Origin of the sequence: Myxococcus sp. RHSTA-1-4 (genome assembly GCF_020037125.1) — a bacterium.
Classification (GTDB): Bacteria; Myxococcota; Myxococcia; order Myxococcales; family Myxococcaceae; genus Myxococcus.
Genome location: NZ_JAIQDG010000004.1, coordinates 237,049 through 258,717, shown reverse-complemented (window position 1 = coordinate 258,717; position 21,669 = coordinate 237,049). Strand labels below are relative to the sequence as shown.

The window sequence follows — 21,669 nt, the reverse complement described above, 5'->3', positions numbered from 1 at the left end:
CCTCTCGCACCATCGGCGTGCATGGATCGCGGAAAACCTGACGCGTGGAGTGCTCGCGCGCCGTCTCGTCGACGTGCTGTGGAAGACGGGCCTGACGCCCGAGGAAGCCGCCGCGGAGGTCGAGTCCGTCGCGTCCCACCCCGCGGTCCGCCATGCGAGCGCGCGCGTCCCTCGTCACCGGGCGCTGGAGGCGCTGCTGGAAGCCCGGGCCGCGCTCTACCGGCAGGAGCACGCCGGAGGCGAGGGCCCTCGCGTGGAGCGGCGGAAGCACCTGCCGCCGGAGGAGTTCTTCGAGCGCTACTACCTGCGCAACCGTCCCGTCATCGTCGAGGGGCTGCTGGAGGACTGGCCGGCCCTGTCGCGCTGGACGCCGGAGTGGCTGGCGGAGCGCTTCGGTGACGAGCCGGTGGAGGTGATGGCGGGCCGCGAGTCGGACGCGGACCCGGACTTCAACGCGGAGCGCCTGCGGCGGACGCTGCCCCTGCGCGAGTTGGTGGCCCGCATGCGCGAGGCCCGCGAGACGAATGACGTGTACCTCGTGGCGCGCAACAGCCTGCTGCTTCGCGAGGCCTTCCGGCCGCTGCTCGCGGACCTCCGGGCTCCGGCGGGCTACATCCACCCGGACATCACGACTCCGGACAGCGTGCACCTGTGGTTCGGTCCGGCCGGCACGCTGTCCAACCTCCACCACGACCACCTCAACGTCCTCTTCTGCCAGGTGCTGGGGCGCAAGCGCATCTGGCTGGTGCCCTCGTGGGAGACGCCCTGGCTTTACAACGACCGGGGCCTGTACAGCGCGGTGGACATCCTCGCGCCGGACCTCGCGCGCTTCCCAGACTTCGCGCGCGCCACGGTGCACACGTGTGAGGTGGGGCCGGGGGACGCGCTGCTCATCCCCGTGGGCTGGTGGCATGCGGTGCGGGCGCTGGACGTGAGCATGTCGGTGACCTTCGTTTGCTTCGACGCGGCGGAGCGCAACACGCACTGGCGGGACTACTGGGTCGGCCCCAGGCCGGAGAAGGTGGAGCGATGACGGAAGACAGCGGTGGCGCGCAACTCGCGCCCGAGTGGCGGCGCTGGCTGGTGGAGAACCTGGTGCGGGGCGCGGAGGAGTCGGACCTGGCCGCCGTGCTCGAAGGCGCGGGCGTGGACGCGGCGCTGGCTCGCGCCGCCGTTCGGGCCGAGGCGGAGGACCCGTGCCTCCTGGGGACGCGGAAGGCGGTGGCGTTGCACCGGAAGCTCGAGGGGCTGCTGGACCTGTACGGCGACCTCCACCGGCAGGCGGAGGGACATGCGCGGGTGGACCGCCACGAGTCCCTGTCCCGGGAGGACTTCTTCGACCGCTACTACTTCCGGAACCGGCCGGTGGTGCTGCGCGGCGCGGTGGTGGAGGAGCCGGGGCGGTTCTCCACGATGCCCCCGGGCGTACATGACGTGCCGGGCCCGCTGCGAGGCCTGCTCCGCCCGCCCACGGACTACGTGGTGGTGGACGGGAACCCGGTGCTGATGCTGGAGGCGGCGGGCCACGAGTCACCGGACCTGCCGGCCCGGGAGAACATGCTGCTCTGCCAGGTGCGCGGCCGGTGGCTTCTGCGGCTCGCCCCTGCCTTCGAGCTGCGCCGCATGGCCGGTGAGCCCGCGGAGGCGGAGGCGGTGCCGCGCCTCGAGGTCGAGCTGGGCCCCGGGGAGATGGTGCTGCTGCCCGTGGGCTGGTGGTACGGCTACCGGGTGCTGGAGGCGAGCGCGTCGCTCGGCTTCACGTCCTTCGCGGCCTCCGCGCCGAACGTCACCTGGGAGGAGGCGCCGGCGCCGCCCGAGCCCACGCCTCCTACCGTGTCCAGGAGATGCCCAGCTCCGGAACCTGCTCCGTCCTCACGGTGATGCCGAACTCGCCTCGCATCACGTCCACCTCCCAGAGCCTCCCATTCGCGCGCAGCGTGCCCATGAGCCAGGGCATGGCGTCGTGCAGGTAGCTCCGGCGGAAGGCAGCCCCCGGCCCCAGTGTCATCGGCTGGCCATCCGGCTCGGGCAGCGGCATGTCGAGCGCGACGGCCTCCGTGCGGAAGCTCGGGTCGTACAGGTAGAGCCGGCCACCTTCCTCCAGGAAGTTGAGGGAGTGGCCGTCATCCGGGCCCGCGAGGAAGCAGTACCGGGCCTCGTGCCGGCCGAGCAGCTCCACGGGCTCGTTCGGAGAGAAGGGGTAGCGGACGCAGTCGTGGAACCGGCCCAGGAAGCGCGTCAGGCGGCTCGGCTCGAACTGGTTGAGGCCCGGGGCCGCGGCCAGCATTCCCTCCCAGCGCACCTCGCCCGTCCCGGAGTCCCGCGTGGATACGAGGTGCAGCGTGCGCCCCTCCACGGTGACGCCCTGGCAGTTGGCGGCCTGCTGGAAGAGCTGCGTCCAGCCGCCGCACATGCCGCCGCCGGCCAGCAGCATGTGCCGCACCGTCCACGCGGGCAGTCCATACCGCAGCCGCGTCTCCGGCAGCCCCCGGAGGATGGCGTCGCAGATGTCCTTCCGGTTCTCCAGGCCCGCGCACCAGCGCGAGGACCAGCGGAGGATGGGCAGGTAGGCCCCGGCCGGCGGCGCTCCGGGCAGGCCGTGCTCCATGGGGGCGCCGGTGGTGTGCAGCTCGTGCCGGCTGCCGCCGAGGAAGAGCCGGTGCGCGGCGCCCCGGTCGTCCGTCCACTCCGCGTACCACTGCAGCTCCAGCGAGTGCTGGCCGATGCGGTTGGGAAGCGGGCGGTTGAAGGCCACGGGCCCGGGGAGGGGAGTCCACCCCGCCGTACGCTCCAGCTTCACGGGATGGGGGCCCACCCACCGCAACGAGCCCGGGCCCTCGAGCGCGGGGCCGAAGGCGCTCAGCTCGAACGTGTCCGGCACGAAGTGGTGGGCCAGCAGGTCGACCCGCACGGAAGGCCGGGAGCCGCGGACATAGGCGGCGGGCTCGGCGCGGTGCTCGCGAATCCACTCGGGCAGTGCCCCCAGCCGCGCGTCGGTGATGGGGTCCCACAGCGGAATCGCGCCGTTGCCGGTGTCCCCATGGTCGAAGTGCAGGCTGTACACAGCCAGCGGTTCCGCGTTCAGCATTCCACTTCCCCCTCTGCGTCCCGCCCAGGGCGCCGTCAGACTCGGCGGAGACCTCGGGCCGGACCGATTGCCTACTCGTACAGCAACACCCGGCTCACCCACCGCGCGTCGGGCTGCTCGCGCAGCCAGAGCAGGCGCTCCTGGCGAAGGGCGATGGCGGGCATGGTGCCGGCGCGGATGCGCTCACGCACGGCCTGGAAGAAGCGGCCCGCCGAGTCGGGGATGTCCACCGTCGCCGCGAACACCGCGCGCGCCCCGGCGCCGACGAAGGCCTGCGGCAGCGAGGACGTCTGGTGGAGCAGGGGAGGCAGCCTCGCCGCGCTGCACGCGCCCAGCAGCACCATGGGTGAGCCCTCCAGCCGTGTCTGGCGAATGGCCTCCGCGGTGAGGCCGTAGCGGCCGTCATGCTCCGGGGCCAGGGCAATCACCGTGGCGTCCGACAGGCTCCGGTCCACCACGCCGTGCGCGTGGAACTCGATGTCGGTGGCACGCGTCATGGCCTCCAGCACGCGCGAGGGCGTGGCATGCATTCCCGTCAGCTCCAGGGAGTGCCCGGCCGGGGCGGGGGCGGACTCCCAGGAGGACAGGCGCGCCAGCCGCAGCGAGGCCGGCGTCTCCACGTTCGCCACCACCACATGCAACGGCGGAGGGGCGGGCGAGGGTGCCTTCGGGGGCGCCGCCCCTACCCGGTAGCGCCAGGCGATGTCCGGCGGCAGCAGCCCGCCGCGGCTGTCCAGCGGGGGCGCTGCGAGCACGTCCACCTGCTCGCAGCGCCGCAGCAGCGCTACCAGCTCGCGAGGCACCAGTCCGGACAGGTCATCCCCGAGCGGCTCCCGGCGGGAGGCGTCGTGGTGGCCACGCACCGCTCCGTCCGGCCCGCGTACCACCACCACCATGCGCTCGGCCTCCATGGCGGCGGCCAGGACGCACCGCTCGGGCGCGGTGACGCCGAGCTGCTCGGCCACCACCGCCGGTACCTCCGCGAAGGCGCCCGCCACGCCGGCGCTCACCGCCAGCGTCTGGTACGCCACGGCGCGGGCATCACGCGCGTCCGCGCTGTGGCGCAGCAGCGGCTCGGCCTCGGCGATGGCCTGCCGGAGCAGGACCTTGCCCGCCTCGCGGTCGCGCTCCACCGTGAAGCGGCCCGCGATGAGGGTGGCCAGCACCCTCCGGCCCGGTGGGTCCCGGTCGGGGTGGACCTGCGCCAGCTCCCGGCGCAGCAGCTCCTCGTCGGAGGGGCGCGGGTCCAACCGGCCGAGGTCCGCCAGTATCCACGCGCCCACCAGCCCCACGGTGGGGGTGCACTCCTGGGCGCGGTCCAGCGCCAGCCGGGCCTCCGCGGGCCGCAACCGCATCATCGCCAGCGCGGCCAGGTTGCGGTGGACGTAGTTGCGCGCGTCACAGTCGCCGGGGCTCCGCTCCAGGAACTCTTCCAGGTAGGCCTTCGCGGGCGCCACGCGGAACTGGTAGCGCGCGGCCTGGCCGAGCGCGCGGATGGCGAAGCCCTCCTGGCCCCACTCGCCCAGGCGCCGCGCCTCGCGCCAGCTCGCGCGGGCCAGCTCCTCCGCCTCCGCCAGCCGGTTGGCCGTGGTGGCGTGGTGGCTCATCCGGCGTTGCAGGTCCAGGCACCGCAGCCCCAGCTCCTGCTCGCGGCAGGCGCGCAGCGTGTCCCGCAGGCGCTGCGAGGACTGCCAGGACCTTCCGGCGAGCTCCTCCAGGCGCGCCAGCTCCTCCTGCGCCAGCACGCCCATCCACGGGTCGTCCCATCCACGGGTGAGCGCCTCCACCTCCGCCGGCTCGCGTGGCACATCCAGGCGGAGCAGCAGCGCGCCCAGCAGCAGGTCCGTCTCGCCCGCCGCGCGCAGCCGCTGGATGAAGGCCGCTGGTGCCGGGTGGGCGCGCCGGACGAGCTTCGCGTACTCGACGGCCAGCGGCCCCCGGCGGGAGAAGTCACGCGCGGCCACGCGGCGGGTGTAGTCCGCCAGCACCTGGCTACCGAAGGCGCGGTCCAGCAGCTCCGCCAGCGGGAGGAGGGCGCGGACGCGCGCGGCCGTCGGCGCGGTGCGGACCGCGTCGTAGAAGTGGGCGCGGGCGGTGCCGGGCAGGCGCCGGGCATCTTCCAGCGGAATGGGCGCGGCCGGGTCTCCGACGAGCGAGAGGACGGCGTCCCGCGTCTTCAACCAGGTGTCGGCTCGCCTTCGCTCGGCGGCGCGCAGGGCGCGGGCCTGCTCCAGGGCCTCGGTGCTCCAGCCGGGCTCGTCCAGCGCCGCCACGCCCTCGAAGGCCGACGCGGCGAGCAGCGTCAGCCCCAGCTCACGCAGCACCAGCGCCCGGTTCCAGAGCGCCTGCGGGTGGCGGGGCCGGGCGTCCAGCGCGCCGTCGAGCAGCGATAGCGCGTCGTCGTGGCGCCCGAGGACGAAGGCGGCGGCGGCGCGGTCGCTGTCGCGGCTCGGAGATGGGGGCGCGAGGTTCAGGTGGGCCAGCGCCTGCTGGGGGTCTCCATGGACGAGGTACGAGGCCGCGATGCCGGAGCGGTCCCCCAGCGACTCCAGGCGGGCCAGCTCGCGCAGGGGAACGGGGATGGCCTGCTCCACTCCCCGCACGGGCGCGTAGGGCCGGTGGACGTCCGCCTCGGGCACGCTGAGGCGCGCCTCGATGGGACGCACGGGCGTCGTGGTGAGCCAGATGCGTGGGGCGCCGCGGTCCGCCGGAGGGCCGGAGCCGGGGAGGAAGAACCCGGCGAGGGCGAGCAGCGGAAGGAGGTGCCACGGGCGCATGCGCCCCGGGCTCCGCCGTCGTGGAGCGCCCGCATGCTGTGGTGTTTCCAGCTCCCCGGCCATTCGCTGGACCTCTCTGGAGTCCCGCCGTCGAGGGTTTCCCTGGCTCCATCTTGAGCCAACCCGACCTTCCGGAACAAACCGCCCGGCGGAAGACTGTCCTTCCGCCCCCTTGGCAGGGTGGGGTGGAAGGGCCCCGCGGGGCGGGCGTGCACGGGTGATACGCTTGCGTGCGCGAGGGACGCACCCCGTTCCAGCCGCACGCAGGCCAGGGGCCGCCACCTCCCTGGACCTGCTGGCCCCGGCTGGAGCGGAGCGCCTTCCCCGGCGGCATGGGCATTGCTCAAAGCCGCCAAGGTATCCGCCACCTGTCGAGGACGCCCATGAGCGATGACTCCACGCCTCCCGCCGCTTCCGGTCATCACGGCCCGCTCGGGCCCCTCGCGCTGTCACTGTCCGGTGGTGGCTACCGCGCGGCGGCGTTCCACCTGGGAACGCTGCGGTTCCTGGACGGTGTGGGGCTGCTGCCCGACGTCGTGGGGCTGTCCACCGTGTCGGGCGGTACGCTCACCGGGCTGGCCTGGGTGGTGAGCCAGCTCGACGGCAAGACGTTCCCGGAGTTCTACGAGAGCTACTCGGCCTACCTGAAGCGGACGAACGTGATTGCCGAGGCGCTGGCCGGGCTGACCTCGGACCGGGAACACGACAGCCACAACTGGGCCAGCCTCATCCGCTCCGCCGCGGACGTCTATGCCCTGCCCGACTTCCTGGGGGACCGGCGCTTCGGCGAGGTGCTGGGCGCCAGGGGACTGCGATTCCAGGAGGTCATCTTCAACTCCACCGAGTTCCACACCGGCCTGGACTTCCGCTTCCGGCGCAGCAGCGACCCGGGCGCCATCCTGGGCAACAGCAACTACAAGCTGCCGGCCTCCGTGGCCCAGCACGTCCGCCTGGCGGACGTGGCGGCCGCGTCGTCGTGCTTCCCGGGGGGCTTCGAGCCCCTGGTCTTCCCGCAGCAGTTCCACTGGTCCCGGGAGTTCCCGCTCGAGTCCGCGCTCAAGGAGCTGGGGCCGGGCTTCGACGGGGGGCTGCCGTTGATGGACGGCGGTATCTACGACAACCAGGGCGTCGACAGCCTGCTGATGGCGTTCGAAAACTCGCGGCCCACGCCCACGCTGCTCATCTCGGACGTCAGCACGCAGGAGACCCGGATGTACGACGTCCCCGAGAACCCGACGAAGCGCGGCTGGGTGACGCTGAATGGCGTCTCGTGGATGGGGTGGGGGCTGTTCTTCCTGGCCCTGGTGTCCGCGGTCTGCCTGGCGTGGCGTGGGGTCGAGGACGTGCGCGAGGGCACCTGGGGCCCGGCGGATACCTTCCTCTACCTGTTCCCCGGCGTGCTGACCGCGGCGGTGGCGGTGGCTCTGGTGTGGGGCCGCCGCCGCCTGGACGACGTCAATGCGCTGCTCCGGAAGCAGATGGACATCAATGCCTGGCCCTCGTTCCAGAAGCTCACGGTGCTGGAGTTCGTGCAGATGCTGGTGCTGCGAGGCACCTCGCTGCTGGCGTTGACGTCCAGTGTGTTCATGAAGCGGGTGCGTGGGCTCATCTACAGCCGCGTGTACCAGGACCCCAGGTTCAAGGACCGGCGCATGTCGAACCTCATCTACGCGCTCACGGTGAACCGTCCCCAGTTGTTCTCCGAGCACCCGTGGATGAAGCCCGGGCCGCATCTGGTGGCCCTGGCCCAGCAGGCCAGCCAGATGCCCACCACGCTGTGGTTCACGGACGCCAGCCAGTTCACCACGCTGGAGTCCGCCGGAGAGGCCACCGTCTGCTTCGTGCTGCTGCGCCACATCCTCCAGCACCACAAGGGCCAGTACGAGTCGGAGGGGCTCCCGCTGCATGGCCTCTTCCAGCGGCTCCGGAAGGAGTGGGCGGGGTTCAACCAGGAAGGGCGTCAGTCCGAGGCCCGGCGCCCGGTGGCGGCGTAGCAGGCGCACAGCGCCAGGGGTGGGGTAGGGGCTTGGGCTTCCCGGTGGCTGCTGCTAAGCATCCGGGTTGATAGCTCCAAGCCGCCGGTGTGGGCACTTCGTACTCCGCGTCCGTGCGGCGCCGGCCGGAGGACTCCTTGCTGCCCCCCCTCGTGCACCAGCTCGTCGAGAGGCGAGCGACCGAACTGCCCTCCCATGTCGCGGTGTTCCACGCGGGCGAGTCCCTCACCCATGCCGCGCTGAACGAGCGCGCGAACCGGCTGGCGCATGCGCTGCTCGCGCGGGGGGCCGGGCCGGACTCCGTCATCGGCATCTGCCTCCCGCGAGGCACGGAGCTCGTGGTGTCCGTCCTCGGCGTTCTCAAGGCGGGAGCGGCCTGGCTTCCGCTGGAGCCGTCCACTCCGCCCGAGCGCCTGCGATACATGGTGTCCTCCGCGGGGGTGAAATCCATCATCGGCACGGGGCCGGCCGTGGAGCGGCTCGCGTTGGAAGGCACCCAGGTCCTCACTCCCGCGGGACTGGAGCTCGCGTCGTTTCCGGCCGTGAATCCGGGCGTCCGCGTCCTGCCGGACCACCTCGCCTACGTCATCCACACCTCGGGCTCCACGGGGCTGCCCAAGGGGGTGATGATCAGCCACCGCGCCCTGTCCGCCTTCACTGCGTACCACCGCGGCACGTTCGCGCTGTCGCCGGCGGATCGCGTTGGGGTGATTGCCTCGCTGGGCTTCGACGCGTCGGTCATGTCCATCCTGCCCTCGCTGGCCGCGGGCGCACGCCTGGAGCTGCCGGCTGACGAGGAGACCCGCCTGTCGCCCGGGAAGCTGCGCGAGTGGCTGCTGGCCCGCGGCATCACCTTCGTCTTCCTGCCCACCCCGATCGCCGAGCGCGTGCTCCCGCTTCCCTGGCCCGAGGACTCTGCCCTCCGCCTGCTACTCACCGGGGGAGACCGGCTGCATGTGCGCCCCGGGCCCGGGCTGCCATTCCAGCTCGTGAATGGCTATGGCCCCGCCGAGTGCACCATCTACTGCACCTCGGGCGTCGTCCCTCCCGGCGGGGAGCCGCGCGAGGAGCGCCTGCCCTCCATCGGCCGCCCCATCGACGGAGCGGAGGTCCACCTCCTCGACCCGGAGCTGCGGCCGGTGGGCGCCGGTGAGACGGGGGAGCTCTTCATCGGAGGTCCGGGCGTGGCGCGCGGGTACGTGGGCTCGCCGGACCTCACCGCCGAGCGCTTCATCCCCAACCCCTTCTCGCGCACCGGCGGAGCGCGCCTGTATCGCACGGGTGACCTTGGCCGCTGGTTGCCGGATGGCTCGCTCGAGTTCCACGGCCGCTCGGACCGGCAGGTGAAGGTGCGCGGCATCCGCGTCGAGCCCGCGGAGATCACCGCCGCGCTGCTGACCCATCCGCACGTGGGAGCCGCGCATGTCATGGCGTGGAGCACCGGGGCCGAGGAGTCCGGCCGGGACGTCTCCTTCGTGGCGTGGTTCGCGCCGAGGGACGCGCGCGCCGTCCCCGGGACGGCACAGCTCCGCGAGCACCTCCGGGCCTGGCTTCCCGAGGCCATGATTCCGCGGACATTCGTCGTGATGGACGCGCTTCCGCTCGGCCCCATCGGCAAGGTGGACCCCCAGGCGCTCCCCGTTCCGGCCGCCCACGCGTCCCGGAGCAGTGCGTACGTCGCGCCCCGCACGGAGCTGGAGCGCGGGCTCGCGCGGGTGTGGCAGGAGGTGCTGTGCCTGGAGCAGGTCGGCATCCAGGACGACTTCTTCGAGCTCGGAGGCCACTCCCTGCTCGCCACGCGGATGACCACGCGGATCGAGGACGAGCTGAGCCTCCCCCTGTCACTGCGGGAGCTCTTCGCCCACCCACGCATCATCCAGCTCGCGGAGGTGCTGGAGGCGCGGCGAGCCGCTCCCGCCAGGGACGTGCTACCGCCCGTGGTCCCCGCCACCGGCCGCGAGCGGGCGCCGCTCTCCGTGCAGCAGGAGCAGGTCTGGTTCCTCCAGAAGCTGTCCCCCGGCAGCATCTCCTACCAGGCACAGACGACCCTCCGCGTGCTGGGCGGGCTGGACCTGGCGGTGCTCGAGCGCGCCCTGACGGAGATTTCCCGGCGCCACGAGCTGCTGCGGACGGCCTACGAGGAGGTCGATGGCCGGCCGTGGCAGGTCGTCCGGCCGGTGACGCCGGTGCGCGTTCCCCTGCTCGACCTGAGCGGGCTGCCCGGGGACGAGCGGGAACGCCGGCGGGAGGAGGCCATCCGCCAGGAGCTGCGGCGGCCCATCTCCCTCTTCGAGCCGCCGCTGGCCCGCTGGAGCGCCATCCGCCTGGCTCCGGACGAGCACGAGCTCGTCCTCGTCGAGCACCACGTCGTCCACGACGGCGCGTCCTTCTCCGTGCTGATGCGGGAGCTGGACGCGCTCTACAACGCCTACCTGCGGGGAGAAGCATCGCCGCTGCCGGAGCCTCCGGTGCAGTACCGCGACTTCGCCGCCTGGCAGCGCGCGACGCTCGACTCCCCGGCCATGAAGGCCCAGCTCGCCTTCTGGCGCGAGCGGCTGGCCGGCGCGCCCGAGGTGCTGCCGCTGCGCACCGACCACCCACGGCCGCGTGTGCAGAGCTTCAACGGCGACCTCCTCCGGCTGGAGCTGCCGCCCGCCCTGCCCGGCGCCCTGCGCACCTTCTGCCAGCAGGAGGGTGTCACCCTCTTCAACGCCCTCTTCGCCGCCTTCGCCGTGCTGCTGCACCGCTACACCGGGGAGCGGGATTTGTGCATCGGCTCGGCCTTCGCCGCCAGGGCCGGCATCCGCAACGTCGAGAACCTCATCGGCATGTTCGTCAATGCCGTCGTCCTGCGCTGTGACGTCTCCGGCGCGTCGTCGTTCCGGGCGCTGGTCCGCCAGGTGAGAGACCTCACCGCCGCTGCGGCGGAGAATCAGACGTACCCCTTCCTCAAGCTGGTCGAGGCCCTGGGCGTGAAGCGCGACCCGAGTCGCAACCCGCTCGTGCAGGCCATGTTCAGCTTCCACGACTCGGCCGTGCCAAGCCCGCAGCTCGGCGGTGCCGCCTGCACCATCTTCGAGCGTGGCAACGGCTCCTCGAAGGTGGACCTGGACGTCGTCGCCATTCCGCATGCCGGGCGGCACCTGGGGGACCCGGAGCGCGGGGATGCCCGCGTCTCGCTCATCTGGGAATACAACCGGGACCTCTTCGACCGCGCGACGATGGAGCGGATGTCCGCCCACTTCCTGCGGCTGCTCGAGGCCGCGGTGGCCAGCCCCGGCACCCCGGTGTCGCGCCTGCCGATGCTCGCCGATGCGGAGCGCCACGCCCTCCTGGTGGAACGGAACGTCCATTCCGCCGCACCGGTTTCCGAGCCCCCGGTGCATGAGCAGGTCCTGGCGCAGGCCCTGCGGACGCCCGATGCGGTGGCCGTGCGCGACGAGGCGGGGAGCCTCACCTACGCGGAGTTGGTCCGGCGCGCGACGCTGCTGGCCGGGCACCTCCGCCAGCAGGGCGCGGACGTGGAGCCGGTCGTCGGCGTCTGCGTGCCCCGCGGCGCCGGCCTGGTGACGGCGGAGCTGGGCGTGCTGCTGGCCGGAGCCGCCTTCCTGCCCCTGGACCCGGAGCACCCCGCCGAGCGGCTCGCGCTCATCCTCGCCGATGCCGGCGCCCGCCAGGTGGTCACCACCGGAAAGCTCTCCGAGCGGCTCCCCGCCACGCTGGAGCGGGTGTACGTCGAGGACTTCCACGCCCCCGGCACGCCGCCGCGCGGCCACCTCCCCATCGGCGTGCGGCCCGGCCAGCTGGCGTACGTCATGTACACCTCCGGCTCCACCGGCCGGCCCAAGGGGGTGATGGTGGAGCACCGCTCGCTGGCCCACCTCGCCGGGTGGCACCGGCGCGCCTTCGGCCTGGATGCGGACAGCCGCACCACGCTTCTCTACTCTCCCGCCTTCGACCCGTCCGCCGCGGAAATCTGGCCGGCGCTGGCGGCCGGCGCCACGCTGCACGTCCCCGGACAGGACGTGCGCCTGTCCCCGGAGCGGCTCCAGGCCTGGCTCCTCTCCGAGCGCATCACCTTCACGGACCTGCCCACGGCGCTCGCCGAGCGTCTGCTGGCCCTTCCATGGCCCGCTTCGTGTGAGCTGCGGACGGTGCTCGCGGGCGGAGACCGGCTCCACGCGCGTCCGGCGCCCGGGCTGCCCTGGCGGCTGTTCAACCAGTACGGCCCCACCGAGACCACCGTGACGGCCACCTCCGGCGAGGTCCTCCCCGCCGGCCCGGACGAGGCACTGCCCACCATCGGCGGGCCCATCGACGGAGCCACGGCGTACGTCCTGGATGCCGGGCTGCAGCCGGTGCCTCCGGGCGTCGCGGGAGAGCTGTACGTCGGCGGCGCCGGGGTGGCGCGGGGCTACCTGAACCGCCCGGACCTCACCGCCGGGTGCTTCATCCCCGACCCGTTCTCCTCGCGCCCTGGCGCGCGCCTGTACCGCACGGGAGACCGCGTCCGCTACCGGCCGGACGGTGCGCTCGAGTTCCTGGGCCGCATGGACGCGCAGGTCAAGATTCGCGGCTTCCGGGTGGAGCCGGCGGAGGTCTCCGCGCTGCTGCGCGCGTGTCCGGGACTCGCCGAGGCCCACGTCCGCGCCTGGAGCGCCCCGGGCGGGGAGCCGCGGCTGGTCGGCTATCTCGTCCCCCGGGCCGGCCTGGCCATGCCATCCCCGGCGCGGCTGCGCGAGCACCTCGCCCGCGAGCTGCCGGCCTACATGATTCCCTCCGCCTACGTGGAGCTGGACGCGCTGCCGCTCACCCACGGCGGCAAGGTGGATGAACGGGCGCTGCCCGAGCCCGCCATCGTGACGCAAGCACCCCAGGCCCCGCTCGCGAGCGAGCTGGAGCGCCAGCTCGCCAGACTCTGGTGCGAGACGCTGCGCCTGGAGCGGGTGGGCGCGGAGGACAACTTCTTCGACCTCGGCGGACACTCCCTGCTGCTGGCGCAGGTGCAACATCTCCTGATGAGCCGCCTGGGCCACGACGTGCCCATGGTGAAGCTGTTCGAGTTCCCCACCGTCCGGGCACTCGCCGGGTATCTCCAGGGCCAGGACGATGGCGGAGCGGCGGCCGCCGCGCGGGAGCAGCGCCAGGAGCAGCGGCGGAGCGGGCACGTGCGCCTGCGGGAGCGCCGGGGAGGGGTGGCGCCGGACGGCCTCGAGGAGGATGCATCCCTGGAGCTGGAGGAAGGGGCACGCTCCGCGCACGTCGCGGTGGTGGGCCTGGCGTGCCGGTTTCCCGGTGCGGCCAACGCCGAGGAGTTCTGGGCCAACCTGGCCGGCGGCGTCGAGTCCATCACCTTCTTCGGCCCGGACGGGCGCCCCTGCGAGCAGCCGCCCGGGGAGCGCGCCGTGGGCGAGGAGGTGCCCGCCTTCGGCCTGGTGGCGGACGCCGACAGGTTCGACGCGGCGGCCTTCGGCTGTACGCCCCTGGAAGCCCTCATGCTGGACCCGCAGCACCGGGTGTTCCTGGAGTGCGCGCGGGAGGCCCTGGAGGACGCCGGGTATGACCCCGCGCGCTACCGCGGCGCCATCGGGCTCTACGCCGGGGGGAGCGAGACCTCCTATCTGTCCGCGCTCCGCGCCCGGAGGGAGCTGCTCGCGGGCGCCAGCGACTGGCAGCTGCGGCTGGCCACGGGCGTGGACTTCCTCACCAGCCGGGTGGCGTACAAGCTCGGGCTGCGCGGCCCCGCCGTCACCGTGCAGACGGCCTGCTCCACGTCCCTGGTGGCCATCCACCTGGCCGCCCAGGCGCTGCTCGCGGGGGACTGCGACATCGCCCTGGCCGGAGGCGCGTCGGTGCACGTGCCGCCACGGTTCGGCCACTACAGCGAGGGAGGGCCGCTGTCCCCGGACGGCCGCTGCCGTGCGTTCGATGCGCGCGCGCAGGGCACCGTGGGCAGCAACGGCGCAGGGCTCGTGGTGCTCAAGCGGCTCGCGGACGCCCTCGCGGACGGGGACACCATCCGCGCCGTCCTCCGGGGCTCCGCCGTCAACAACGACGCCGCCGGGAAGATGGGCTTCACCGCGCCGAGCGTGGAAGGACAGGCCCACGTCATCGAGACGGCCCGGCGCGCCGCCGGGGTGGAGCCCGAGAGCATCACCTATCTCGAGGCTCACGGCACCGGCACGAGGCTGGGAGACCCCATCGAGATCGCCGCGCTGACGAAGGCGTTCGGCACCCCTCGGCGGCACTTCTGCTGGATTGGCTCGGTGAAGACGAACATCGGCCACACGGACGCGGCCGCGGGCGTGGCTGGCTTCATCAAGGTGGTCCTCGCGCTGGAGCACCGGAAGCTGCCCCCCAGCCTGAACTTCGAGCAGCCCAACCCGGAGATCGACTTCGAGCACAGTCCCTTCCGGGTGAATACGGAGCTGCGGGACTGGGACACCGGCGGCCTTCCAAGGCGGGCCGGCGTCAGCTCGCTGGGGATTGGCGGCACCAATGCCCACGCCGTGCTGGAGGAGGCGCCCGCGCCGCCCGCCCCCGAGCGCTCGCGCACCTCGCGGTTGCTGGTGCTGTCCGCCCATGGCCCCGGCGCGCTGTCCCGGGCCAGGGACCGGCTCGGTGGCCACCTGCGAAAGCACCCGGAGGTTCCCCTCGGCGACGTCGCCTGGACGCTCCAGGTGGGGCGCCCCGCGCTCGCGCACCGCTGGTTCACCGTGGGGCAGGACACCGCCGAGGTCCTCCGTGCGCTGGCGGAACAGGAGGGCGCCCCGGACGGCGCGCGGCCGGAGCCTGGGGAACGCCCGGTGGTGTTCATGTTCCCCGGCCACGGTGGCCAGCACGTGGGCATGGGCCGGGAGCTGTACGCCACGCAGCCGGCCTTCCGCGAGGCCGTGGACGCGTGCCGCGCGCACCTGACCTCCCTCCTGGGATTCGACCTCCGGACGGTGCTCCACCCCGAGCCCTCGGACGCCGCCGCGCTCGAGCAGGCCTCTGTCCGGATGGGGGACTTCGTCACCGGCCAGCTCTCCGTCTTCGTCATCGAATACGCGGTGGCGCGGTTGTGGATGCACTGGGGCGTGAAGCCCGCCGCGGTGGTGGGGCACAGCCTGGGGGCCTATGCCGCGGCCACGGTGGCCGGCGTGTTCTCCCTGGCGGATGCCCTGCACCTGGTCCTGGAGCGCTCGCGCATCCTCGCGAGCCTGCCCGCGGGCGCCATGCTGGCCGTGCGGCTGCCCGAGGCCGAGCTGGCGCCGCTGCTCCAGGCCGGGCTCTCCGTGGCGGCGGTGAATGGGCCCGCGCAGTGCACGCTGTCCGGCCCGGTGGTGGACATCGAAGCCCTCCAGGCACGGCTGACGGCGCGCGGCGTGGAGTCGCGCCTGCTGCGCATCCCGGGCGCGGGGCACTCGCACCTCGTCGAGCCGTCACTGGCCGCGTTCACCGCCTGCGTCCAGCGCATCGAGCGGCGTCCTCCCCAGCTCCCGTGGGTCTCCGACCTCACCGGCGCCGCCGTCTCCGCGGAACAGGCCGTGGACCCGGCGTACTGGGCCGCGCACCTGCGCCACACCGTCCGCTTTGGCGAGGCGCTGAGCACGCTGCTCGCCGGCCCGGCCAGCATCTTCCTGGAGGTGGGCCCCGGGCGGACCCTGGCGACGCTGGCGCGCCAGCACCCCGGTGCGGGCGCACACCTCATGGTGGCCACCCTCCCTCACCCCGCGGATGACACGTCCGACGCGGTCAGCGCGCTCACCGCCGCCGGCCGCCTGTGGGCCGCGGGAGTGCCGCTCTCCTGGCGGGAGCTGCACGCGGACGCGAGGTGCCGGCGGGTGCCCCTGCCGGCGTACTCCTTCGAGCGCCAGCGCTACCTCGTCGAGGCGCCGGACACGCCCGCTCCCGTGGCGGGGCCGGCGGGGGAGGGGAGCCTGCCCGGCGCGCTCCGGAGCGACGCGGCCTCCGTGTCCCCAGCCGCCGGGACGGAGTTGCCCGGGGACGAGGACCTGCCGGTGCGCCGCATCGCCGCCGCCTTCGCGGAGGTCCTGGGGCTGCCCCGGGTCGGTCTCCACGACAACTTCTTCGAGCTGGGGGGCGACTCGCTGATGGCGGCGCAGCTCATCACGCGGCTGCGCCCGCATGTCTCCACGCCCCTGCGGGTGAAGGCCATCTTCCGCGCCCCCACCGTGGCCCGGCTGGCCCGCCTCGTCGAGGAGGCGTCATCCTCCGCCAGCCCGTCCTCACGGCCGGATGCGCCCGCGTCCCCACCCGTACGTCCCTCCTCGAGCTGCCGATGACCCTGCCTTCTCCCTGGCTTGCATGCCGCCTGCGGCGTCCGGACGCCCCCGTGCGCCTCTTCTGCTTCCCCCACAGCGGCGGCTCCGTGGGCGAGTACGTGCGCTGGGCGGACCCTCTCCCCGGAGTCGAGGTGTGGGGCGTGCAGCTCCCCGGCCGTGGCGCTCGGGCGGAGGAGGCGCCCCTCACCCGGCTGCGCGAGCTGGTGGACACCCTGGTGGGCGCGGTGGACTTCGGGACGTCCTTCGCCTTCTTCGGGCACAGCCTGGGGGCGCTCGTCGCCTTCGAGACGGCCCGGCGCCTGCGCGGCCTGGGCCGGGCGCCGCCGGACTGGCTGTTCCTCTCCGCGGCCCCCGCCCCGCAGCTCCCTCCGCGGGGCATCCCCGCGAGCCACCTGGACGAGGACGGGCTGCTCACCGCGCTCGAGCCCATCTACGGCGAGCTGGCCCTGGAGCTCCGGGAAGACGCCGAGCTGCGCGAGCTCATCCTGCCGGGCCTGCGCGCGGACCTGGCGCTCGTGGAGTCCTACCGGCACGAGGCCGGCGCGCCCCTGGATTGCGCGATGGTCGTCACGGGCGGCACCGGGGACGACCTGACTCGCGAGGAGCTGGAGCCGTGGCGCGCCCACACCACCGGCCCCTTCGAGCTTCACCTGCTGCCCGGCGGCCACTTCTACCTGAGGGAGCAGAAGGACGCGCTCCTGCGCCTCCTGGCCCACACCGTTTCCAGAAAGGACCTGAAGCCATGAGCCAGCCTCTGCATCCCGCCACCCGAAGCCGCGAGGGCTTCCTGGGCCAGCTCTTCGCGGGGAAGCTCCGCTGGGACCTCGTCCGCGCGTTCCCCGAGCAGGACCCGGAGGAGCGGCGGCAGGGAGATGCCGTCATCGCCGAGGTCGAGCGGTTCCTGAAGGAGCATGTGGACCCGGACGAGGTGGAGCGCACGGGGAGGATTTCCCCGGAGCTGCGCGAGGCCCTGCGCGCGCGGGGCTACTACAAGCTGCAGATGGAGCGGGAGCTGGGCGGCCGGGGGCTCTCCATGCTGAACACCTTCCGCGTCATCGAGGCGGTGATGAGCTGGTGCCTCCCGGTGGGCTACACGCTGGCCATCCACAGCGGCCTGGGCGCGGGCGCCATCATCGAGGCGGTCCAGGCCGGTCCGCTCCGGGACTACGTCCGCGGCCGGATGGCCGAGGGGGCCATCTCCGGCTGGGCCGACACCGAGCCCACCGGCGCCTCCGTGCGGCGCGCGTCCACCACCGCCACGCCCACGGAAGATGGGGCGGCCTATGTCCTGAATGGAGAGAAGGTCTACATCGGGAACGGGTCCATCGCGGACCTGCTGAACGTCACCGCCACGCTCTGTGAAGGCGGCAGGGAGCAGATCAGCCTCTTCTTCGTGGAGACGGCGAGCCCCGGCTTCCGCGTCCGGGCCGAGCACGGGCTGATGGGCCTGCGCGGGCTGCCCATCGCCGCGCTGAGCCTCGACAACGTGCGGGTTCCGAGGGAGCGCATGCTGGCGATGACGCAGGAGCACTGGCGGAACACGCCGCTGCTGGAGCCGCTCAGCGCCCTGGGCCGCATGTACATCATCGTGGCGGCGTCCCTGGCGCTCTCCAAGAAGTGCCTCCAGTGGTCTCGCGAGTTCCTCCACCGGCGTCTGGCCCAGGGGCGCGCGCTCGGCGACTTCGATGAAATCCAGCGGTTGGTGTCCACCACCGCGGCCGAGGTCTTCGCCATGGAGAGCGTGGCCCGGTGGAGCCTCACGGGTGTGACGGCGGACAACCTGCCCGTGCGCTGGTTCGAGCAGGTGGCGGCCAAGAACATCGCCTCCCTGGCGTGCGCGCGCATCGTGGACCGGACCGTGTCGCTGCTCGCCGCCGAGGGTTACGAGACGGCGGAGAGCAAGGCGGCCCGGGGCGTGGCGCCGGTGCCGCTGGAGCGCGCCCTGCGCGACGCCCGGGCCTTCCGCGTGGCGGGTGGCGTGGACTTCCTCGTGGACCACAAGGCCGCGCGGGAGGGGCTCTTCTCCCTCTACTACCCGTCGCCCTCGCATGCCGCGGAGCTCGAGGCTCCCCCCTCGCCGCTTCCGGTGGAGGAGCACCTGTCGGCCCGCAACCGCGAGCACCTCCAGCTCACGGCCCGGGAGGTGCACCGGCTCGCCCGCGGGTGCCTGGAGCTGTCGCGCCGCTACCCGGACGCGGGCGTGCTGTACGCGCGCGAGCGGACGCTCATCCTGCTCAACCAGCTCAGCAACGAGCTGTTCACCATGTCCGTCACGCTGGCCCACGCCTCGGCCCTGGCCTCGCGAGGCCAGCCGCACGCCGGCGAACTGGCGGACATCTACTGCACCGCCGCGCGTTACCGCCTGGACGACCTCTGGCGGCAGGCGGACGCCGAGGCGGAGCCGGACTTCGCGGGGGTGAGCGCCCGCTGGTTGTCCGGGGGCGAGCTCGACTTCCTGCTGTGCGATGTGCTCACCCGGCCGTGAGGCCGGCGCTCAGCGCGTGGCGGTGGGGGAGGGCGGCGCCGCGTCGTTGCGGTGGATGACGCCTTCCTTCATCACGAAGAAGACCTTCCGGGTGGCGCGGATGTCCTGGAGGGGGTTGCCGGGCACGGCGACGACGTCCGCCAGCTTCCCCGGCTCCAGCGTCCCCAGCCTGTCCGACACGCCGAGCAGCTCCGCCGCGTTCACCGTGGCGGCGCGCAGCGCCTCGGCGGGCGGCAGGCCGGCCTCCACCAGCAGCGCGAACTCCTCCGCGTTGCGTCCGTGGACGAAGACGCCCGCGTCCGTGCCGAAGGCGATGCGCACCCCGAGGGCAATCGCCTTGCGCAGCACCTGCTCCCGCCGCTGGTCGACGGCTCGGAGTTTCAGGACGTTGTCGGGCGGCAGGTTGCCCTTGTCCGCCAGCTCCTTCACCCCGTGGAAGGCGAAGGCCGTGGGCACGTACCAGGTGCCCTTGCGCTTCATCAGCTCCAGGGCCTCGTCGTCCAGCAGGGTGCCATGCTCGAGGGAGTCCACGCCCGCGCGGATGGCGCGCTTCGCCCCTTCCGCGCCGTGGGCGTGCGCGGCCACCTTGCGCCGGTGCGCGTGGGCCTCGTCCACCACCGCGTCCAGCTCCGCCTGGGTGAGCTGCGGCGCATCGGCTTCCGCGTTGAAGCTCATCACGCCCCCCGTGGCGCACACCTTGATGAGGTCGGCGCCGTACTTGAGGTTCTCGCGCACGCGGGCGCGCAGCGCGTCCGGGCCATCCGCCACGCCCGGGCTGGCATCCCGGGCCAGCAGCCCCTTGCGCCACGAGTTGCCGTAGTCACAGTGCCCGCCCGTGGAGCTCAGGCTGGACGCCGCCGCGAGGATGCGCGGCCCCACCACGTTGCCGCGCGCGATGGCGTTGCGCAGCCCCACGTCGATGAAGTCCTCCGCGCCCAGGTTCCGCACCGTGGTGAAGCCCGCCATCAGCGTGGTGCGTGCCCATGGCAGCGTGTCCAGCGTGAGCTCGGGAATCGTGCGCTGGAAGCTGTCGATGACGTCCTTGCGCCAGTCCGGCCCGGGCTCCACGGTCAGGTGCGTGTGCGCGTCCATGAAGCCCGGCAGCAGCGTGGCGTCGCCCAGCTCCACCACCCTCGCGCCCTCCGGCACGGGCGCCTTCGGTCCCACTCCCACCACCTTTCCCTCCGACACCACCACCACGCCCGGGGTGACGAGCTTCCCCGTCTTCGCGTCGAAGAGGCGCGCGGCCTTGAGGACCTGGGCCCGGGAGGGCTCGGCGGCGGGGGCGGACAGGGACAGCAGGAGGGTGCCAAGGAGGAGGGCGCGTCGCATGATGACCCCATTGCCGCCCGCGCGCTCCCCGAGTCAAGCCACCCTCGCGGCCCGTGTGCCATCGCTACACCCGGGAACCGCATTCGACGGCCGGTTCGCTACCCGCTCGATGCCGGCCATGCGCATGGCCGCGAGGCACATCGGGCAGGGGTGGCCGCTCGCATAGACCGTGCAGCCGCCGAGGTGGTGCTTCCGTGCCAGCCCGCTCGGTCCGACGCGGGGGAGGGGCTGGCGCGGGGGGGCGGATTGCGCGGGACGTGAGCCGCCCACCAGTTTGTCCGGTGCAGGACTCACGACGGGGGAGGCCCACCATGTTCCCATCCAGACTGCCGCTCGTGCTCGCCGCCCTCGTGTCGCTGGCGGCCGTGGTTGGCTGCTCGAAGAGCGCGACGACGTCACAGGGGGAAGGGACGTCCACGCCCCAGCAGGCACCGCCGGAGCAGGCGGGCGAACAGCCGCCGCCACGGGCCGAGATGGAGCGGGACTGTCCCATGACGGTCCCCGGCGCCCTGGCGCGGGCGGAGGACACGCCCGACGGCGTGGCCCTCGTCTTCACCACCTCCGAGATGGACCAGGTGGAGAACCTCCGGCAGCGTGGCCGCAACATGATGCAGCGGCAGGCGGAGCACGGCGTCTCGGGACGCCGTGGCCTCGAGCAGCCTCCCGGCATCGACTACGAGGCCATGGGCGGTAGCGGGCTCCCGGGCTCGGCGGGGGCGCCGAGCGTGCCAACCTACGCCCGCGTGGAGGACACTCCCCAGGGCGTCACCATCGCCTACAAAGCCGTGGACCCCTCGGATCAGGAGAGGCTGCGCGCGGAGATTCACGAGACCGCCGGAAAGCTGACGCCGGGCCAGTGCCCGGGCATGGCTCCCCCCGTGGAGTGAAGGTCATGGCTCCAGACACCCAGACGGAACCCATGAAGCGCAAGGCCTACGAAAAGGAGCTTCGCAGGCTCCAGGCCCAGCTCTGCATCCTTCAGGATTGGGTCAAGCAGGAGGGGACGCGCGTCGTCGTGGTCTTCGAAGGGAGGGACGCGGCGGGCAAGGGCGGTACGATTCGCGCCATCACGGAGCGGGTGAGCCCCCGGGTGTTCCGGGTGGTGGCCCTCCCGGCCCCCTCGGACCGGGAGAAGAGCCAGATGTACCTCCAGCGGTACGTGCCGCATTTCCCCGCCGCGGGCGAGATCGTGCTCTTCGACCGCAGTTGGTACAACCGGGCCGGGGTGGAGTACGTGATGGGCTTCTGCACTCCCGAGGAGCACGATCGCTTCCTGGAAGGCTGTCCTGTCTTCGAGAAGTACATGGTCGAAAGTGGAATCCTCCTGCTGAAGATCTGGCTCGAGGTCGGCAAGGAGGAGCAACAGCGGAGGTTCGAAGCACGGATTGACGACCCTCTCCGGCAGTGGAAGCTGAGCCCGATGGACATCAAGTCATGGACACGCTGGAACGATTACTCCCAGGCGCGTGACAAGATGTTTGCCGCGACGGATACGCAGCATGCGCCCTGGTTCATCTTGCGCTCCGACAACAAGAAGAAGGCGCGGCTCAACTGCATCCGCTTCCTGCTGGAGAAGATTCCTCACAAGAGGGTGAAGCGTCCCAAGGTGGAGTTGCCCCGTCGTTCCAATCGGGGGGGCTATGACGACGAGGCTTCGCTCGCGGGGAGGAACTTCATCCCCGAGAGGTATTGAGCGTGGCGCCGT

At 72.9% G+C, this 21,669-nt stretch carries 11 protein-coding genes; 8 read left to right on the top strand and 3 right to left on the bottom strand.

Annotated elements, in window-relative coordinates; translation table 11 throughout:
• Positions 1–49 precede the first annotated feature (49 nt).
• The gene (locus K8638_RS08685) at positions 50–1,033 is read left to right on the top strand and encodes a cupin-like domain-containing protein (RefSeq protein ID WP_223753965.1); all 984 of its coding nucleotides are present in this window, start codon (positions 50–52) and stop codon (positions 1,031–1,033) included.
• Entirely contained in the window at positions 1,030–1,881 is an 852-nt protein-coding gene (locus K8638_RS08680; RefSeq protein ID WP_223753964.1) for a cupin-like domain-containing protein, read from the top strand. The genes K8638_RS08685 and K8638_RS08680 overlap by 4 nt, the downstream gene beginning before the upstream one ends.
• On the opposite strand, the gene K8638_RS08675 is transcribed toward K8638_RS08680, so the two are convergent.
• Together K8638_RS08675 and K8638_RS08670 are read right to left on the bottom strand one after the other, a co-directional pair.
• On the bottom strand, positions 1,829–3,088 hold the full coding sequence (locus tag K8638_RS08675; protein ID WP_223753963.1) for a hypothetical protein: 1,260 nt from the start codon (positions 3,086–3,088) through the stop codon (positions 1,829–1,831). The two genes, K8638_RS08680 and K8638_RS08675, sit on opposite strands and share 53 nt — an antisense overlap.
• Before the next feature lie 71 nt (positions 3,089–3,159).
• Complete coding sequence (locus K8638_RS08670; protein WP_223753962.1) at positions 3,160–5,865, bottom strand: CHAT domain-containing protein; 2,706 nt, start codon at positions 5,863–5,865, stop codon at positions 3,160–3,162.
• A 383-nt stretch (positions 5,866–6,248) separates the two neighbouring features.
• Between K8638_RS08670 and K8638_RS08665 the strand changes: the two genes are divergently transcribed.
• From K8638_RS08665 to K8638_RS08650, 4 genes are all read left to right on the top strand, one after another.
• Entirely contained in the window at positions 6,249–7,859 is a 1,611-nt protein-coding gene (locus K8638_RS08665) for a patatin-like phospholipase family protein (RefSeq protein WP_223753961.1), read from the top strand.
• A 137-nt stretch (positions 7,860–7,996) separates the two neighbouring features.
• Positions 7,997–16,147 carry a non-ribosomal peptide synthetase/type I polyketide synthase gene (locus K8638_RS08660; protein WP_223753960.1) on the top strand — a complete coding sequence of 2,717 codons (8,151 nt, stop codon included), beginning with the start codon at positions 7,997–7,999 and terminating at the stop codon, positions 16,145–16,147.
• Positions 16,144–16,893: a thioesterase II family protein gene (locus K8638_RS08655; RefSeq protein ID WP_223753959.1), complete on the top strand. Its 750-nt coding sequence runs from the start codon at positions 16,144–16,146 to the stop codon at positions 16,891–16,893. The genes K8638_RS08660 and K8638_RS08655 overlap by 4 nt, the downstream gene beginning before the upstream one ends.
• The gene (locus tag K8638_RS08650; protein ID WP_223753958.1) at positions 16,890–18,632 is read left to right on the top strand and encodes an acyl-CoA dehydrogenase family protein; all 1,743 of its coding nucleotides are present in this window, start codon (positions 16,890–16,892) and stop codon (positions 18,630–18,632) included. The genes K8638_RS08655 and K8638_RS08650 overlap by 4 nt, the downstream gene beginning before the upstream one ends.
• Before the next feature lie 9 nt (positions 18,633–18,641).
• Here the strand turns inward: K8638_RS08650 and K8638_RS08645 are convergent, their stop codons facing one another.
• Positions 18,642–19,964: an amidohydrolase family protein gene (locus tag K8638_RS08645; protein WP_223753957.1), complete on the bottom strand. Its 1,323-nt coding sequence runs from the start codon at positions 19,962–19,964 to the stop codon at positions 18,642–18,644.
• Positions 19,965–20,275: 311 nt separating this feature from the next.
• On the opposite strand from K8638_RS08645, the gene K8638_RS08640 reads away from it, so the two are divergent.
• Positions 20,276–20,851, top strand: coding sequence for a hypothetical protein (locus K8638_RS08640; protein ID WP_223753956.1), 576 nt, complete (start codon positions 20,276–20,278; stop codon positions 20,849–20,851).
• Between the two features lie 5 nt (positions 20,852–20,856).
• Entirely contained in the window at positions 20,857–21,657 is an 801-nt protein-coding gene (gene ppk2 / locus K8638_RS08635; protein WP_223753955.1) for a polyphosphate kinase 2, read from the top strand.
• Positions 21,658–21,669: the final 12 nt, after the last annotated feature.

Coding starts and splice junctions, on each gene's coding strand:
- K8638_RS08680 (WP_223753964.1), top strand. CDS start 1,030: ATGACGGAAGACAGCGGTGGCGCGCAACTCGCGCCCGAGTGGCGGCGC.
- K8638_RS08675 (WP_223753963.1), bottom strand. CDS start 3,088: ATGCTGAACGCGGAACCGCTGGCTGTGTACAGCCTGCACTTCGACCAT.
- K8638_RS08670 (WP_223753962.1), bottom strand. CDS start 5,865: ATGCGCCCGTGGCACCTCCTTCCGCTGCTCGCCCTCGCCGGGTTCTTC.
- K8638_RS08665 (WP_223753961.1), top strand. CDS start 6,249: ATGAGCGATGACTCCACGCCTCCCGCCGCTTCCGGTCATCACGGCCCG.
- K8638_RS08655 (WP_223753959.1), top strand. CDS start 16,144: ATGACCCTGCCTTCTCCCTGGCTTGCATGCCGCCTGCGGCGTCCGGAC.
- K8638_RS08650 (WP_223753958.1), top strand. CDS start 16,890: ATGAGCCAGCCTCTGCATCCCGCCACCCGAAGCCGCGAGGGCTTCCTG.
- K8638_RS08645 (WP_223753957.1), bottom strand. CDS start 19,964: ATGCGACGCGCCCTCCTCCTTGGCACCCTCCTGCTGTCCCTGTCCGCC.
- K8638_RS08640 (WP_223753956.1), top strand. CDS start 20,276: ATGTTCCCATCCAGACTGCCGCTCGTGCTCGCCGCCCTCGTGTCGCTG.
- ppk2 (WP_223753955.1), top strand. CDS start 20,857: ATGGCTCCAGACACCCAGACGGAACCCATGAAGCGCAAGGCCTACGAA.